The sequence below is a fragment of the Streptomyces sp. NPDC048352 genome, from assembly GCF_040651895.1.
Lineage (GTDB): Bacteria > Actinomycetota > Actinomycetes > Streptomycetales > Streptomycetaceae > Streptomyces.
In genome coordinates this window covers 1-16,717 of sequence record NZ_JBEZKZ010000112.1, presented here as the reverse complement: position 1 = coordinate 16,717, position 16,717 = coordinate 1, and the positions used below count along the sequence as shown (strand labels likewise).

Sequence of the window (16,717 nt, the reverse complement as noted above, 5' to 3'; positions counted from 1 at the left end):
AGCGCACTTCCAGCCCCGCCGGCGTCTGAGGCGCGGGCGCGGTAGCGCCGTATCCGTAGCCCCGCCGGCGTCTGAGGCGAGAACGGTTGAAGGGCGGGGAGGGGCCGGCCCCGCGCAGCGGCCGACCACCCGCACCCGACCACCGGCACCAGCCACCCGAACCGGCCCCGCCCCGGATCCGACGGCCGGAGGCTGTCGCAGCGGGCCGAAGCCCGAGAAGCGCGCCAGCGCTGAGCGGTGCGAGGCCCGCGTCTAGTAGGGGTGCACGCCCACCGGGTGGGCCGGGGGTGGGCCGTAGCCTTCCGCCACGCGTTGGTGGTACGTCGGGCGGTCGATGACCTCCAGGCCGACGATCTCCCACGGCGGCAGCTGCGCCGAGGAGCGGTGTTCGCCCCAGAGCCGCAGCGCGACGGCCGCCGCGTCGTGGAGGTCGCGGGCCTCCTCCCAGTACCGGATCTCCGCGTGGTCGTCGGCGTACCGGCTGGTCAGCAGGAAGGGGTGGTCGTGCGCGAGCTGCTCCAGCCCGCGCCGCACCTCGGACAGCGGCGCCGGCTTGCCGGAGACGCTCAGGGTGATGTGCCACAGCCGGGAGACCTCGGCCTGCTCGTCCCCACCGCCGCCCACGCTGGTCAGCGCTCGTCTCACCAGCCCGCCTCCTGTCTGCGCTACACGTGTCCGCCCCACACAGTTGACCAGTCCCCCGCCCGCCGCGCGGCGGTTTTGCCGGATCTCAGCCCTGCAGCAGCACCAGATCGTCGCGGTGGACGACTTCCCGCTCGTACGCAGGTCCGAGCTCCCGCGCAAGCTCACGGGTGGAGCGGCCGAGGAGCTGCGGGAGTTCCTTCGCGTCGAAGTTCACGAGGCCCCGGGCCACGGCGCGGCCGTCGGCGGCGCGCAGTTCCACGGGGTCGCCCGCGCTGAAGTCGCCTTCGACGGCGGCGATGCCGGCGGCGAGCAGGGAGCTGCCGCGCTCGGTGACCGCGCGGACGGCTCCGTCGTCCAGCACGAGGTGCCCCTGCGGGGTGGAGGCGTGCTGGAGCCACAGGAGCCGGTCCGCGGAGCGGCGGCCGGTGGCGTGGAAGTGCGTACCGGTCTCGCGGCCGGCCAGCGCGTCGGCGGCCTGGCTGGCGGAGGTGAGGACCACCGGGATCCCGGCGGCGGCGGCGATCCGCGCCGCCTCGACCTTGGTGACCATGCCGCCGGTGCCGACGCCCGCCTTGCCGGCGCTGCCGATGGAGACGTGGGCGATGTCCTCGGGACCGCGCACCTCGTCGATGCGGGTGGTGCCCGGCAGGGACGGGTCGCCGTCGTAGAGCCCGTCGACGTCGGAGAGCAGGACGAGGAGGTCGGCGCGGACGAGGTGGGCGACGAGGGCGGCGAGCCGGTCGTTGTCGCCGAAGCGGATCTCGTCGGTGGCGACGGTGTCGTTCTCGTTGACCACCGGCAGGGCTCCCATGGCGAGGAGCTGGTCCAGGGTCCGGTAGGCGTTGCGGTAGTGGGCGCGCCGGCTGGTGTCGTCGGTGGTCAGCAGGACCTGGCCGACGCGGACGCCGTAGCGGGCGAAGGAGGCGGTGTACCGGGCGACGAGCAGGCCCTGTCCGACGCTGGCGGCGGCCTGCTGCCGGGCGAGGTCCTTGGGGCGGCGTGCCAGGCCGAGCGGGGAGAGGCCCGCCGCGATGGCTCCGGAGGAGACCAGGACGATCTCCTTCTCCCCGCCGCTGCGGGCCTTGGCGAGTACGTCGACCAGCGCGTCCACGCGGTCGGCGTCGAGTCCGCCCGCCGCGGTGGTCAGGGAGGAGGAGCCGACCTTGACCACGATCCTGCGGGCGTCCACGACACCTTGCCTAGCCGTTGACACGTCTTTCCCCTCACCAAACCGACCGATCCGTGCGACCGGCCCAGGCTACGGGGTGGGGCGCCGGGCCCGCCCGCCGGTTTCAGACCGTGGACGAGGAGCACCCCGGCACCCGCTCGGGCTCCGGCCCGGAGGCGGCACCGGCGCGGCCGCCGGTGCCCGGGATCAGGATCCTGCGCGAGAGGAGGAAGGTGAACGGGATGGCGACGACGGCCGCGACGAGCGGCGCGATCCGGGTGTCCATCCCCGCCCAGGTGACGAGGGCGTAGAGGCCCGCGGACTGGATGACGTAGTTGGTGACGTTCGTCAGCGGGAAGAGGAGGAACTTCTTCCAGGTGGGCCGGGTGCGGTAGGTGAAGTAGGTGTTCATGAAGAACGACCCGACCATCGACAGCAGGAAGGCCAGCGTGTACGCGGCGAAGTAGGGCATCCACGGGTGCAGCAGCAGGTAGATGCCGAAGAAGGTGCCGGTGTTCACCCCGCCCACGAGGGCGAACCGGAAGATCTGGCCGAGCTGCCCGCGCCGGCCGTCGCGGTCGCCCATCAGCGGCTGCGCTCCGCGATCACGGCTTCGGAGATGCCGGGCACCCGCTCGGCCCCGTGCGCTTCCTTCACCAGGAAGTGCGGGCGGCGCTTGCTCTCGTAGTAGATGCGGCCGATGTACTCGCCGATCAGCCCCAGCATGATCATCTGCATGCCGCCGATACCGGCGATCATGGCGACGATCGTGACGTAACCGGGCGAGTCGATGCCGTGGGTGATGGCCATGACGGTGATCCACAGCGCGTACAGGCCGGTCAGCGCCACCAGCGACACGCCGAGCCAGATCCCGAGGCGCAGCGGCTTGTTGTTGAAGGAGATCAGCCCGTCCATGCCGTAGTTCAGCAGGGACCCGAACTTCCACTTGGTCTCGCCGGCCTCGCGCTGGGCGTTCTGGTAGTCGAAGTGGACGGTGTCGAAGCCGATCCAGGAGAAGAGGCCCTTGGAGAAGCGGTTGTACTCGGGGAGCGCGAGCAGGGCGTCGACGGCGGGGCGCGAGAGCATCCGGAAGTCGCCGACCCCGTCGGTGAGCTCCACGTCCACCCAGCGGTTGACCCCGCGGTAGTAGAGGCGGCTGAGAGCGGAGCGGACCTTCTTGTCACCCTCGCGGGTGCGCCGGGCGATGATCTGGTCGTGGCCCTGCCGGTAGTGCTCCAGCATGGTGGCGATCAGCTCCGGCGGGTGCTGGAGGTCCGCGTCCATGATCACCACGGCGTCGCCGGTGGCCTCGCGCAGCCCGGCGAGCATGCCCGCCTCCTTGCCGAAGTTCCGGCTGAAGGAGACGTACCGCGTCTGCTCCCCGTGCTCGGCGGCGATCTTGCGGAGCTTGCCGAGGGTCCCGTCACGGCTGCCGTCGTCGACGTAGCAGACCTCGTACTCGACGGGCAGGGCGTCCAGGACCCTGCGGATCTCGGCGTCGAACCGGTCGATGACGGCTTCTTCGTTGTAACAGGGGACAACTACCGACAGCTTGGTCATGAGCACTTCCTGCTGCGTCCTTACGGGTGATTGTCGGCGACCGGACCCGCCACTCACCTCTTCCTTAGAAGTATGCACGCCGGTGGCCGGCCTGCCCGAGTCGCGTGCCGCACACGGTAGCTTTGACTGAATAAGCGGAATGGAACGAAGGGATCGAGGTGCACGTGCCTGACGTCTCCGTGGTCGTCATCGTCTACAACGACGCAGAGCGTCTTCCGACAGCCGTCCAGTCGGTTTTGGACCAGACCCTGCGCGGGGTCGAAGTCGTGATCGTGGACGACTGCAGCAAGGACCGGTCCTACGCGGTCGCCCAGGAGCTGGAGGCCGCGCACCCGGGACGCGTGCGCGCCTTCCGGCTGCCCGAGAACAGCGGCGGCTGCGGCGCGCCCCGCAACCACGGCATCCGGCAGGCCACCGGCAGCTACGTCATGTTCCTGGACAGCGACGACGTACTGGAGCGCAACGCCTGCCGGAACATGCTGGCGGCCGCCGAGCGCACCGGCTCCGACCTGGTCTCGGGCATGTGCGTGCGCGTGCACCTCGACAACCGGTGGGGCAAGACCACGGAGTGGTACCCGTGGATCTACTCCCACACCCGCACGCTGGAGTCGATCACCGAGTACCCGGACCTGCTGGTCTACGACACCCTCTCCACCAACAAGTGCTACCGGCGCTCCTTCCTGCTCGAACAGGGCCTGGAGTTCCCCGTCGGCATCCACTACGAGGACCTGCTGTTCTCGGCCCAGGCCTACGTCGCCGCCCGGCGCATCACCCTGATCCCGAACCACGTCTACTTCTGGAACGTGGTCGAGAAGGCCCAGTCGAAGTCGATCAGCAACCGGCGCCACGAGATCGAGAACTTCGTCCACCGGATGGAGATCCACCGCCGGGTCGACGAGCTGCTGGCGGCCGAGGGCCACACCGCCATCAGGACCGCGAAGGACGCCAAGTTCCTCAAGCACGACCTGGTCCTGCACCTGCGCGACCTGCCGCTGCTGGGCGACGAGTACCGCCGGGAGTTCGCCCGGCTCGCCAACGGCTACCTGGCCGGCATCGACCCGGCGGCCTACGAGAGCGTCAACCACCTCCAGGCCATCTGCGCCTACCTGCTCGGCAAGGAGGACTGGGACAACCTCCTCCCGGCCGCCGACGCGATGACCAACAAGGGCCGGCTGTCCTCCCCCCTCGCCGAGCGCGACGGCCGCGTCTACTGGTGCGGCGCCCACCTCGACGACGCCGAGGGCCGCCGGATACTGGACGTCACCGAGCAGGGCTTCCACACGGCCCCGCTCTCCTCCCTGATCCTGGGCAACCGCCTGACCTCGTACGAGGACGACGGGCGCGGCACCGTCACGCTGTCCGGCGCCGTCGTGAACCCCCTGGGCCGCATCAAGGAGGGCACCGCGCTCAAGGCCTCCCTGGAGTTCCGGGCCCGCCGGCAGATCGGGGTGCGCTCCTTCAGCTTCCCGGCGGCAACCGTGCGCCACGCCGGTGACACGATCGAGTGGACCGCCACGGCCGACATCGGCAGCACCGTCCGCCCGCTCGGCATCATCGACGCCGTCTGGGACGTGCGCCTGAAGCTGACCGCCGGCGGCGACCGGATCACCACCCGCGTGTCGGCCGGCGGGGTCGACCTGGAGTCGGCCGCCCGGCTGCGGGTGCGCCCGCGCCTGACCCGGCTGGTCTCCGACCGCTTCCAGCCGGAGATCACCAAGAAGGGCAACCTCTCCTACGTCCTGACCGCCGAGGGCGCCCCGGCCGTACGCACCCAGAAGCTGATCAGCAGCGCCATGCACGGCAAGGCCGCCGGCGTGGTCAAGCGCAGCCTGCGCCGGGCCCTGAGGGCCCGCCGCAACCTGGGCTCGGGCGAGCAGAAGGTGAAGGTCTACCACGAGGTCTTCTCGAAGCTGCCGGTCAAGAAGGGCACGGTCGTCTTCGAGAGCCACATGGGCAAGCAGTACAGCGACAGCCCGAGGGCGATCTACGAGGAGATGGTCCGCCAGGGCGCGCCCTTCGAGGCGATCTGGTCCTACGCGGGCGGCAAGCCCACCGGCTTCCCCGAAGGCGCCACCCTGGTGCGGCGCTGGAGCTGGCCCTACCTGCGGGCGCTGGCCCAGGCCGAGTACTGGGTCGACAACCAGGGCTTCCCGCTGGCGCTGCGCAAGCGCCCGGGGACCACGTACATCCAGACCTGGCACGGCTCCGCGCTCAAGCGGATGGGCTTCCACGAGCCCCGCACCAAGGCGCAGGGCCGGCCGGCGCAGGACCGCCTCCAGGCGGCCGTCGACCGCTTCGACCACTTCCTGGTCCGCTCCGAGCACGACGTGCGCACCCTCGCCCGGGGCTTCCGGCTGCGCGACGAGGTGCTGCTGCGCACCGGTTACCCGCGCAACGACGCCCTCGTCGAGGCGCACCGCGCCGAGACGGACAGCGGTGAGCGCGTGCGCGGTCCGCTCGCCGCGGAGCTGGGCATCGACCCGGACAAGCGGGTGCTGTTGTACGCGCCGACCTTCCGGGCGGCCGCCGACGGCACGGTGGAGGGCTTCGAGTTCCCCTTCGACGTGGAGGAGTTCGCGGACCGGCTCGGCGACCGCTTCACGCTGCTGGTGCGCACCCACTACCTCAACAGCGTCTCGCTGCCGCCGTCGGTGGCCGGCCGGGTGATCGACGTGTCCCGGCACCACGACATCACCCCGCTGCTGGCGCTGGCCGACGGGCTGATCACCGACTACTCGTCCGTGATGTTCGACTACGCGGTGCTGGACCGGCCGATGCTGTTCTTCGCCTACGACTACGAGAAGTACGCGACGGACATCCGCGGCACCTACTTCGACCTGAAGGAGAAGGCGCCGGGACCGGTGGTGGCCACGGCGGACGAGCTGATGCAGGCCGTCTCCGCCTTCGACGAGGCCGACGCCAAGTACGCGGAGGCCCGCCGGCGCTTCCTCACCGAGTTCGGGGAGTACGACCGCGGGGACGCCGCCCGCCGGATCGTCGAGAAGTTCTTCACCAGGAGCGGCAAGTGAGCCAGCAGCCCCACGAGTCCGACGCGCCGGGCGGCCGCGACATCTTCCTCGTCTCCAACAGCGTGGACGAGCTGGGCGGTGTGACCACCTGGTCGCACCAGATGGCCCGGCTCTTCACCGACCGCGGCCACCGGGTGCACGTCGTCGGCATCGCGCCCGTCGCCGCGGAGATCCGACAGCAGCTGCCCGACGGCCTCCCGTACGAGATGACGACCCTGTACGAGACCCACCCGCCGAAGGCCCGCAGGCTCCACGGCATCAAGGGCCGCCTCAACGCGCCCGAGCGGCGCCGCCAGGCGGCCCGGCGGGCCCTGATGCGGGCCAAGGCGGAGACGCTGAGCGCCCTGTTCCGCGCGGCCCGGCCCGGCGCCGTGGTGATCGTCACGCAGGTCTGGGCGATGGAGTGGGTGGCCCTCGCCGACACCAAGGGGCTGTCGGTCATCGGGATGAGCCACGAGTCCTTCGAGGCCAGCCACAAGTCCAGCCGGGGCGAGCGGGTCCGCCGCTTCTACCCCGAGGCCGACCGGATGCTGGTGCTCACCCCGGAGGACGCGGACCTGTGGATCCGGGCCGGCATGCAGAACGTCGACAGCATGCCGAACCCGCTGCCGTTCACGCCGGACTCCCCCGCTCCCCGTACCGCCAAGGTCGTCGCGAGCGTGGGCCGCCTCGCCTTCGAGAAGGGCGTGGACCTGCTGCTCGACGCGTGGGCGGACGCGGTCCCGCGCCACCCCGACTGGACCCTGCGGATCTACGGCGCGGGCACCGAGGAGGCGACCCTGCGGGCGCACTGCACCTCGCTCGGCCTGGACGACTCCGTGGAGTGGATGGGCAGCACCTGCGACGTCCTCGGCGCGCTGCGCGAGGCCTCCGTCTTCGCCCAGGCCTCCCGCGCCGAGGGGTTCCCGATCACCCTGCTGGAGGCGATGGCGGCGGGCCTGCCCGTGGCCGCCTTCGACTGCGCGCCGGGCGTGCGCGAGATCGTGCGGCACGGCGAGGACGGCCTGCTGGCCCGCCTGGGCAACACGATGGAGCTGGCCGGGCACCTCGACACGCTGATGTCGGACCGCGACACGCGCGAGGCGCTCGGCGACGAGGCCTTCCGCAACGTGCGGCGCTACGCGCCCGAGGAGATCACCGACCGGTGGGAAGCGCTGTTCGCCTTCCTCGACCGCTGACCACCGCCGTACGTACGCAAGCCGCCCGCCCCGGACCCGGTCCGGGGCGGGCGGCTTCCGTACACGGCGACCTGGCGGGCCGCAGCCCCCTGCGCGGCGGGGCCGGGTGGGTCAGACCGTGTGGATGTCCTTGTGGTGGTCCCGGTGGGCGGACGTGCGGTTGGCCTCCCAGCCCGCCCACGCCGAGGTGATCATCTCGCGGACGTCGTGCCGCGCCTTCCAGCCCAGCTCGGCCGCGATCCGGTCGGCGGAGGCCACGACCTTCGCCGGGTCACCGGGACGGCGCGGGGTGACGACGGGCGCGTAGCTGTGCCCGGTGCCCGTGTTCAGCAGCTCCACCATCTCCCTCACGGACACGCCCTCGCCGCGGCCGATGTTGACGGTGAGGTCCTTGTACTCCCCCGCCGCCCCCCACTCGGCCAGCCGGCGGGCGGCCACCACGTGGGCGTCCGCGAGGTCCTCGACGTGGATGTAGTCGCGGATGCAGGTGCCGTCCGGCGTCGGGTAGTCGTCCCCGAAGATGCGGGCGCCCTCGCCGGCGTCGTAGCGCTCGAAGACCATCGGGACCAGGTTGAAGACCCCCGTGTCGGCGAGCTCGGGGGTGGCCGCGCCCGCCACGTTGAAGTAGCGCAGGCAGGCGGTGGAGATGCCGTGCGCCTTGCCGGCGGCACGGACCAGCCACTCACCGGCCAGCTTCGTCTCGCCGTACGGGCTCAGCGGCCGGCACGGGGTCTCCTCGGTGACGGAGTCCACGTCCGGCATGCCGTACACGGAGGCGGAGGAGGAGAAGAGGAAGTTGCGGATCCCGGCCTGCGCCACGGCCTCCAGCAGCACCGTGAGGCCCTGGACGTTCTCGCGGTAGTAGTACAGCGGCTTCTCGACGGACTCGCCGACCTGCTTCTTGCCCGCCAGGTGCACCACGCCGGTGATCCTGTGCTCGGTGAGGGCCTGGTCCAGGGCGAGGCGGTCCAGCACCGACGCCGTCACCAGCGGGACGCCCTCGGGTACGCGCTCCTCCCTGCCCGTGGAGAGGTCGTCGAAGACCACGACCTGCTCCCCAGCGAGCAGCATCGCCCGGACGACGTGCGCGCCGATGTAGCCGGCGCCACCGGTGATCAGAAATGTCATGCGTATCTCCCGAGCTCTAGCGTGACCTGCGCGTGCGGGCGCGGTCGAGGCGGTTGCGTACGAAGGTCAGCGCGCCCCCGGCACCGGGCGCGAGGCGCACGGCCAGCGCCCCGGCGGCCGTGCGGTAGGGCTGCGCCAGCAGAACACCGTACCGGCTGCTGGGCAGGGCCCTGCGGCGCAGCAGTCCGCCCAGGGGGCGCAGGGAGGTGACCAGGGCGCTCCCGTCGGCGCAGCCCACGCCCACCCGGACGTCCCAGGCCTGCATCCCGCGCAGCCCCCGGCGGCGCCCCTCGGCGGCCAGCCCGGCCGGCCGGAACGGCACCTCGGCGGTCCACCCGTCCCCGTCGGCGGCGGCGCGCAGCTCCACCGGAGGCCCCAGCACGGGATCGCCCCCCGCCCGGGGCGGGAAGCTCAGCCGGACGGTCTGCGGACCGGCCGCGGCGAGCCGCCCGTACAGGTCGCGCACCCGGATCCGTACGGCGGCGCCCCCGGCGGGCTCGGCGTCGACGCAGACGGGCAGCTCGGACACCGGCAGGGCGTCGAGCCCGTCCAGCGGCACCGGCAGCTCCGCGCTCCACACCGGCCGCCCCGCCGCGTCACGGGCGTACGGGGGCAGCAGCCCGGCCGGCTCGGCGGCGAAGCGCATCAGCCGCTCCACGTCGCCGGGCGGCGCCTCGGCCGCCGCGAGCACCCGCGCCGCCCAGCGGGCGCGGGCGGGGGCCGCCTCGACGTCGGCGGGGTCGAAGCCCGCCAGGTACGCACGGGTCAGCGTCCACCAGGCGGCCCGGTACTCCGGGTCCCGGCCCAGCTCCCGCAGGTACATCCGCAGGTCGTAGTCCAGGAACTTCACCTGGCAGGCGCGCCCCAGCTCCGGGGAGGCGGCGGCGAGGGTGCGGGAGGCGGTGCGGTGCGCCTCGACGCGGGAGCGCCAGTTGCCGACGTCCTTGCGGTCCAGGGAGATCGACACCCGGGCGGCGCTGCGGCGCACGTGCCAGACGTAGACGAGGTCGCCGATGACCGCGATCCGGGGGGCGGCCGCCAGGACGCGGGAGGTGAAGACGAAGTCCTCGTACACGAACCGGCCGTCGGGGAAGCGGATCCGGTGCTCCTCCAGGAAGGCCCGCTCGTACAGCTTGTTGACGCAGAGGGTGTCGCGGACCAGCTCGGGCCGGTCGGCGGGCCGCTCGATCACCTCGCCCGGCGTGTACAGGCCGGGCATCCAGGGCACCTCGCGGCCCTCCGGCAGCTCGCGGCGCACGCACGCGCCGACCGTGACCGGCGCCCGGTGCTCCTCGGCCGCCCGCAGCAGCGCCTCGGCGGCGCCCGGCGGCAGGACGTCGTCACTGTCCAGGAACAGCACGTACGGGGAGAGTGCGGCGGCAATTCCGTCGTTGCGGGGGGTGCCGCAGCCGCCGCTGTTCTCCGTGCGGTGCACGACCCTCAGCCGCGGGTGGGCCGCGGCCAGCTCGTCCAGCACGCGCCCGGTCCCGTCCGAGGAGGCGTCGTCCACGGCGATGACCTCGGCGACCACCGGGCCCTGGGCGAGGGCCGAGGAGACGGCCTCGCCCACGAGCCCGGCGTCGTTGTACGCGATCACCACCACCGAGACGCCGGGGGCCGCGGGGGTGTCACTGCTGGAATGGCTGCTGCTCACCCGCAGGATCCTAGGCGAACGGCGTGGAGCCGCGTTCGGGCGAGCACGGCGTCACGCGTCCGGGGAACCGCATCAGAAGGGACGGAACTCGTCGTACTCCTGCTGGGCGCTGTCCCCGCGCCGGGCGTCCTTCTCCTTGCGGCGCTGGGTGGCCGGACGCGGGGCGTCCATACGGTGGTCCTCACCGCGGCGGCCCAGCATCTCGGCGCCGGCCATCACGGTCGGCTCCCAGTCGAAGACGACCGCGTTCTCCTCGGAGCCGATGGCGACGCCGTCGCCCGCCTTGGCACCGGCCTTGCGCAGCGCGTCCTCGACACCGAGGCGGTTGAGCCGGTCGGCGAGGTAGCCGACGGCCTCGTCGTTGTTGAAGTCGGTCTGGCGCACCCAGCGCTCCGGCTTCTCGCCGCGCACCCGGTAGACCTCCTCCACCTCGTCGTAGGCGACGGTGAAGCCGGTGTCGTCCACGGCCTTCGGCCGGATGACGATACGGGTCGCCTCCTGCTTGGGCTTGCGGGCCCGCGCCTTCGCCACGACCTCGGCGAGGAAGTACGACAGTTCCTTCAGGCCCGTGCGGGCCACCGCGGACACCTCGAAGACCTTGTAGCCGCGGGCCTCCAGGTCCGGGCGGACCATCTCGGCGAGGTCCTGGCCGTCGGGGATGTCGACCTTGTTCAGCACGACGAGGCGCGGACGGTTCTCCAGACCGCCGCCGTAGAGCCGCAGCTCCTCCTCGATGAGGTCGAGGTCGCCGAGCGGGTCGCGGTCCGACTCCAGGGTGGCCGTGTCGAGCACGTGCACCAGCACGGAGCAGCGCTCGACGTGGCGCAGGAACTCCAGGCCGAGGCCCTTGCCCTGGCTGGCGCCGGGGATCAGACCCGGGACGTCGGCGATGGTGTAGACGGTCGAGCCGGCCGTGACCACGCCCAGGTTCGGGACGAGCGTGGTGAAGGGGTAGTCCGCGATCTTCGGCTTGGCGGCGGAGAGCACGGAGATCAGCGAGGACTTGCCGGCGCTCGGGAAGCCGACCAGCGCCACGTCGGCGACGGTCTTCAGCTCCAGGACGATGTCGCCGGTGGTGCCGGGGACGCCGAGGAGCGCGAAGCCGGGGGCCTTGCGGCGGGCGGAGGAGAGCGCTGCGTTGCCGAGGCCGCCACGGCCGCCCTCGGCGGCGACGTAGGTGGTGCCCTGGCCGACGAGGTCGGCGAGGACGTTGCCCTCCTTGTCGAGGACGACGGTGCCGTCCGGCACGGGCAGGACCAGGTCCTGGCCGTCCTTGCCGGAGCGGTTGCCGCCCTCGCCGGGCTTGCCGTTGGTGGCCTTGCGGTGCGGGCTGTGGTGGTAGTCCAGCAGGGTGGTGATCGCCTGCTCCACCACCAGGATGACGTCGCCGCCACGGCCGCCGTTGCCGCCGTCGGGGCCGCCGAGCGGCTTGAACTTCTCCCGGTGTACGGAGGCGCAGCCGTGGCCCCCGTTACCCGCGGCGACGTGCAGCTCGACGCGGTCCACGAAGGTGGTCATGGGTGTTCCTCCAGATACATACGGGAATGTCCCGGGCAGACCTTGCTGCCCATTAAACGTGTCTATGTGACAACGCGCCGAGGGCGGACCCCTCTTCCCGGCATGCGCCGGGAAGAGCTGAGATCCGCCCTCGGGATGTTACGAACGCGTGTGATGCAGCGGGAAGCTGGATCAGGCGGCCGGAACGATGTTGACGACCTTGCGGCCACGGTGCGTGCCGAACTGCACCGCACCCGGCAGCAGCGCGAACAGCGTGTCGTCGCCACCGCGACCGACACCCGCACCCGGGTGGAAGTGGGTGCCGCGCTGGCGGACGAGGATCTCGCCGGCGGAGACGACCTGACCGCCGAAGCGCTTCACGCCGAGCCGCTGAGCGTTGGAATCGCGCCCGTTCCGGGTGGACGATGCGCCCTTCTTGTGTGCCATGTCTCAGTCCCTCTTACTTCGCAGCCGTGGGGATACCGGTGACCTTGATCGCCGTGTACTGCTGGCGGTGACCCTGGCGACGGCGGTAGCCGGTCTTGTTCTTGTAGCGCAGGATGTCGATCTTGGCGCCCTTGGTGTGGTCCACGACCTCGGCCGTGACCTTGATCCCGGCCAGCACCCACGGGTCGCTGGTCACGGCGTCGCCGTCGACAACGAGCAGGGTCGAGAGCTCGACCGTGTCGCCAGCCTTGGCAGTGGAAATCTTGTCAACCTCAACGATGTCGCCGACAGCAACCTTGTGCTGGCGACCACCGCTGCGCACGATGGCGTACACGCGGATCTCTCTCTCACTCGGGACGGATGCTCCTGAAGCCAGCCGCTCACGCGGGCCGGGGCCCACGGTGATCCGGAATTGGACGAGCGGCCTCTCCCGCGACCCACCCGCTCGCGCGGGCGTACAGGAGGAAGGTGCTCAGGAGCGCGACGCACGCTGAACGGGTAATCGTTCAAGACACGCCGACGGTCTAGGTTACGGGGCTGGTTCCGGAGGGTCAAACCGGGCCCCGCGGCACCGTGGACCCCGCCCGGAGGCGGGGTCCACGGTCACGGTACGGATCAGTCCTCGGTCGGAGCCGAGACGGACGGAGCGCTCTGCTCCGCCGCCGCGGTCTTCTTCGTGGCCCGCTTCGCCGTGGTCTTCTTCGCCGTCGCCTTCTTCGCGACGGTCTTCTTGGCGGCCGCCGCCTTCTTGGCCGGGGCCTTCTTCGCCGTGGTGGCCGCCTTCTTGGCCGGAGCCTTGCGGGTGGCCTTCTTGGCGGGAGCCGGCGCCTCGGCCTCGGCCTCGGCCTCGGCTCCGGTCTCGGCCGGGGCCTGCGCCTCCACCGGCGCGGGCTCGGCGGCCGGGGCCTCGACGACCACGACGGCCGCCTCCGCCGCACCGGCGGGCGCGGTGGCCCTGCGTACGGCACGACGGCGCGGACGGGCCGGTGCGGCCGCCACGACGGGCTCGGCCGGGGTCTCGGCGACCACGGGCTCGGGCGCGACGACCGGCTCCTCGACCACGGGCACGGCGACCGGCTCCGCGACGGCCTCCACGACCGGCTCGGGCTCGGGCTCCGGCTCGGCCTCGGCCACGGGCTCCGGGGCCACGACCGGCTCCGGCTCCGCGGCCGTCGCCTTACGGGTCGCCCGGCGACGGGTACGGCCCTTCGGCGCGGCCTCCTCCACCGGGGCGGCCGGCGCGGCCTCGACCGTCTCCGCGGCCTCCACGGCCTCGGCGACGACCTCGGTGGCCGGCTCCAGCACCGTGTCGGCGGGCTCGGTGACCGGCTCGGCCTCCACCACCGGGGTCACCGGCTCCGGAGCGGCGGACCGGGCACCACGCGGCGCGCCCGCCGGAGCGGTCGCCTTGCGGGTGGCACGGCGGCGGTTGCGGCGCCCGCTGACGCCGGCGGCGGCCTCGGCCTCCGCCGCGCTGCCGTACAGCTCCTCGTCCGGCGCGAACGCCGGCTCCGGCAGCGCCCGCGGCGCGGCGAGCTCCGCGGCCACCTCGGCCTCGGTCTCGGTCTCGGCCTCCAGCACCTCGGCCTCGACGGTCCCGGCCGTCTCCAGCTCGTGCTCGTGCTCGTGCTCCAGGGCGCGGCCGGCGCGGCGCTTGGAGCGCTTGCCGTTGCCACCGCCGCCGACCGCGGTCGGGGTCTCCATGTGCACGATCACACCGCGGCCGTTGCAGTGGACACAGGTCTCGGAGAAGGACTCCAGCAGACCCTGGCCCACCCGCTTGCGGGTCATCTGGACCAGGCCCAGCGAGGTGACCTCGGCCACCTGGTGCTTCGTACGGTCGCGGCCCAGGCACTCCAGCATGCGCCGCAGCACCAGGTCGCGGTTGGACTCCAGGACCATGTCGATGAAGTCGATGACGACGATGCCGCCCAGGTCGCGCAGCCGCAGCTGGCGCACGATCTCCTCGGCCGCCTCCAGGTTGTTCCTGGTGACGGTCTCCTCGAGGTTGCCGCCCTGACCGGTGAACTTGCCGGTGTTGACGTCGATGACGATCATCGCCTCGGTCTTGTCGATCACGAGGGAACCGCCCGAGGGCAGCCACACCTTGCGGTCGAGCGCCTTGGCGAGCTGCTCGTCGATCCGGTACGTCGCGAACACGTCGACCTCGGAGGTCCAGCGCGACAGCCGGTCGGCCAGGTCCGGAGCCACGTGGTTCACGTAGCCGTGGATGGTCTCCCAGGCGGTGTCACCGCTGACGATGACCTTCGAGAAGTCCTCGTTGAAGATGTCGCGCACGACGCGGACGGTCATGTCCGGCTCGCCGTACAGCAGGCTCGGCGAAGAGGTCGTGATCTGCTTCGACTTCTTCTGGATGTCCTCCCACTGGGCCTGCAGACGCTCGACGTCACGGCGCAGCTCGTCCTCGCTCGCCCCCTCGGCGGCGGTGCGCACGATGACGCCCGCGTCCTCGGGGACGATCTTCTTGAGGATGGTCTTCAGCCGGGCGCGCTCGGTGTCGGGCAGCTTGCGGCTGATGCCGGTCATCGAACCCTCGGGCACGTAGACCAGGTAGCGGCCCGGCAGCGAGACCTGGCTGGTCAGGCGGGCGCCCTTGTGGCCGATCGGGTCCTTGGTGACCTGGACCAGCACGGACTGGCCGGACTTCAGGGCGGACTCGATGCGGCGCGGCCCGTTGGCCATGCCGAGCGCTTCGAAGTTGACCTCACCGGCGTACAGGACGGCGTTGCGGCCCTTGCCGATGTCGATGAAGGCGGCCTCCATCGACGGCAGCACGTTCTGGACCTTGCCCAGGTAGACGTTGCCGACGTACGAGGTGGCCTCTTCCTTGTTGACGTAGTGCTCGACGAGCACGTTGTCCTCGAGGACGCCGATCTGGGTGCGCTCGCCGGCCTGGCGGACCACCATCACGCGCTCGACGGCCTCACGGCGGGCCAGGAACTCGGCCTCGGTGATGATCGGCACGCGGCGGCGGCCCTGCTCACGGCCCTCGCGGCGGCGCTGCTTCTTCGCCTCCAGACGGGTCGAGCCCTTGATGGACTGCACCTCGTCGGACGGCTCGGCCTTCTCGCGCGCCGGGCGCGGCTCGCGGACCTTGAGCACGGTGCGGACACCGTCCTCCTCGCCCGCCTCGACCTCGACGGCACCGTCACCGCTACGACGACGGCGACGGCGGCGACGGCGGCTGGAGGCGGACCCGAGGGCCTCCTCCGCCTCGTCTTCGTCGTCCTCGTGCTCGTCCTCGCGGGACTCGGCCTCCGACGCGGCGGCCTCGCCCTCCTCGTACGCGGACTCGTCCAGGTCGGCTGCCTCGCCGCGGCGGCGACGGCGGCCGCCACGGCGGCGACGGCGCGAGGGACGCTCGCCCGACTCGTCGGTCTCGTCCTCGTCGAACTCGGCGGCTTCAGCCTCCGGCTCCTCCTCCACGGCCTCCGGCTCGGCCGGGGCCACGGGCTCGACACCACCGCGACGGCGGCGGCGACGGCCGGCCGGCTGCGGGGCGGGAGCCTGGACCTCGGCCTCGGCCTCGGTCTCCTCCTCGACCTCCTCGGCCTCCTCCGCCGAGGCGGCGGCAGCGGCCGCGGCGGCGAGGGCGGCGGTCTCCGGGGTCTGGAACATCGGCTCGGCGAAGACCGGGGCCTGGAAGACGGCCACGGAGGGGCGCACGGCGCGGCGGCGGCCGGACGGGGCGGCCTCCGGCTCGGCGGCGGCCGGCTGCGCGGGGGCGGCCGGGGCGGCAGGGGCAGCGGGAGCGGCCGGGGCGGAGGAACGGGTGGCGCGGCGACGGCCGCGCTTCGGGGCGTCCACGGCGTCGGCGACGGTACGGGTGGCCTTCGGGGCCTCCACTGCGGCGGCCGGGGCCTGCTCCTCCTCCGCCTCCTCCGCTTCCTCGACGGCCGGGGCGGCCGGGGCGGCGACGGCGCGGGTGGCACGGCGGCGGGTACGCGGAGCCGGCGCGGCCGGAGCCTCCTCGGCGGCGGGAGCAGCGGCCGGGGCCGGCTCCACGACGACCTCGACGGGTTCGGCAGCGGCCGGGGCGGCTACGGCGCGGGTGGCACGGCGACGGGCACGCGGAGCGGGAGCGGCCGGAGCCTCCTCCTCCACCGCGGGGGCGGCAGCCGGCTCCGCGACGGCCTCGACGACCTCGGCGGCCTCGACGGCTTCGGCGGCCGGAGCGGCCACCGCACGGGTGGCACGGCGACGGGCACGCGGAGCGGGAGCGGCCGGAGCCTCCTCCGCGACCGGCGCGGCGGGGGCCGCCTCTGCGGGCGCCTCCGGCGCGGACTTGCGGGTCGGGCAGTTCAACCCGGGCTGGCACCTGGCGCTGGACCTGCGCAACATGCTGCTGGTCAGCGAGTGCGTGGCCCGTGCCGCGCTGGAGCGCACCGAG

The 16,717-nt window shown here is 72.6% G+C and carries 12 protein-coding genes; 2 read left to right on the top strand and 10 right to left on the bottom strand.

Annotated elements, in window-relative coordinates; genetic code table 11:
- Nucleotides 1-252: 252 nt before the first annotated feature.
- From AB0D45_RS32710 to AB0D45_RS32695, 4 genes are all read right to left on the bottom strand, one after another.
- On the bottom strand, nucleotides 253-648 hold the full coding sequence (locus tag AB0D45_RS32710; protein WP_361610111.1) for a hypothetical protein: 396 nt from the start codon (nucleotides 646-648) through the stop codon (nucleotides 253-255).
- An 82-nt stretch (nucleotides 649-730) separates the two neighbouring features.
- On the bottom strand, nucleotides 731-1,858 hold the full coding sequence (proB, locus tag AB0D45_RS32705) for a glutamate 5-kinase (protein WP_361610110.1): 1,128 nt from the start codon (nucleotides 1,856-1,858) through the stop codon (nucleotides 731-733).
- 79 nt (nucleotides 1,859-1,937) lie between these two features.
- Complete coding sequence (locus tag AB0D45_RS32700; RefSeq protein WP_362465910.1) at nucleotides 1,938-2,399, bottom strand: GtrA family protein; 462 nt, start codon at nucleotides 2,397-2,399, stop codon at nucleotides 1,938-1,940.
- On the bottom strand, nucleotides 2,399-3,373 hold the full coding sequence (locus tag AB0D45_RS32695) for a glycosyltransferase family 2 protein (protein ID WP_361610108.1): 975 nt from the start codon (nucleotides 3,371-3,373) through the stop codon (nucleotides 2,399-2,401). Before AB0D45_RS32695 ends, AB0D45_RS32700 begins: the two co-directional genes overlap by 1 nt.
- A gap of 158 nt (nucleotides 3,374-3,531) precedes the next feature.
- Here AB0D45_RS32695 and AB0D45_RS32690 point away from each other — a divergent pair, with 158 nt between their 5' ends.
- Together AB0D45_RS32690 and AB0D45_RS32685 are read left to right on the top strand one after the other, a co-directional pair.
- Nucleotides 3,532-6,402, top strand: coding sequence for a bifunctional glycosyltransferase family 2 protein/CDP-glycerol:glycerophosphate glycerophosphotransferase (locus tag AB0D45_RS32690; RefSeq protein ID WP_362465907.1), 2,871 nt, complete (start codon nucleotides 3,532-3,534; stop codon nucleotides 6,400-6,402).
- The gene (locus AB0D45_RS32685) at nucleotides 6,399-7,580 is read left to right on the top strand and encodes a glycosyltransferase (protein WP_361610106.1); all 1,182 of its coding nucleotides are present in this window, start codon (nucleotides 6,399-6,401) and stop codon (nucleotides 7,578-7,580) included. The genes AB0D45_RS32690 and AB0D45_RS32685 overlap by 4 nt, the downstream gene beginning before the upstream one ends.
- Nucleotides 7,581-7,691: 111 nt before the next feature.
- Here AB0D45_RS32685 and galE read toward each other — a convergent pair whose 3' ends face one another.
- The 6 genes from galE to AB0D45_RS32655 form a co-directional block, all read right to left on the bottom strand.
- Nucleotides 7,692-8,708, bottom strand: a complete 1,017-nt coding sequence (gene galE, locus AB0D45_RS32680) for a UDP-glucose 4-epimerase GalE (RefSeq protein ID WP_362465904.1) — start codon at nucleotides 8,706-8,708, stop codon at nucleotides 7,692-7,694.
- Between the two features lie 16 nt (nucleotides 8,709-8,724).
- Complete coding sequence (locus AB0D45_RS32675; protein ID WP_362465901.1) at nucleotides 8,725-10,362, bottom strand: glycosyltransferase family 2 protein; 1,638 nt, start codon at nucleotides 10,360-10,362, stop codon at nucleotides 8,725-8,727.
- A 72-nt stretch (nucleotides 10,363-10,434) separates the two neighbouring features.
- Nucleotides 10,435-11,880 (bottom strand): GTPase ObgE, encoded by a 1,446-nt coding sequence (gene obgE, locus AB0D45_RS32670; RefSeq protein ID WP_361609761.1) that lies wholly within the window; start codon nucleotides 11,878-11,880, stop codon nucleotides 10,435-10,437.
- 171 nt (nucleotides 11,881-12,051) lie between these two features.
- Complete coding sequence (rpmA, locus tag AB0D45_RS32665; RefSeq protein ID WP_007264038.1) at nucleotides 12,052-12,306, bottom strand: 50S ribosomal protein L27; 255 nt, start codon at nucleotides 12,304-12,306, stop codon at nucleotides 12,052-12,054.
- A 13-nt stretch (nucleotides 12,307-12,319) separates the two neighbouring features.
- Nucleotides 12,320-12,640, bottom strand: a complete 321-nt coding sequence (gene rplU / locus AB0D45_RS32660; RefSeq protein WP_007264039.1) for a 50S ribosomal protein L21 — start codon at nucleotides 12,638-12,640, stop codon at nucleotides 12,320-12,322.
- Nucleotides 12,641-12,921: 281 nt separating this feature from the next.
- On the bottom strand, nucleotides 12,922-16,632 hold the full coding sequence (locus AB0D45_RS32655) for an Rne/Rng family ribonuclease (protein WP_362465897.1): 3,711 nt from the start codon (nucleotides 16,630-16,632) through the stop codon (nucleotides 12,922-12,924).
- Between the last annotated feature and the right edge of the window lie 85 nt (nucleotides 16,633-16,717).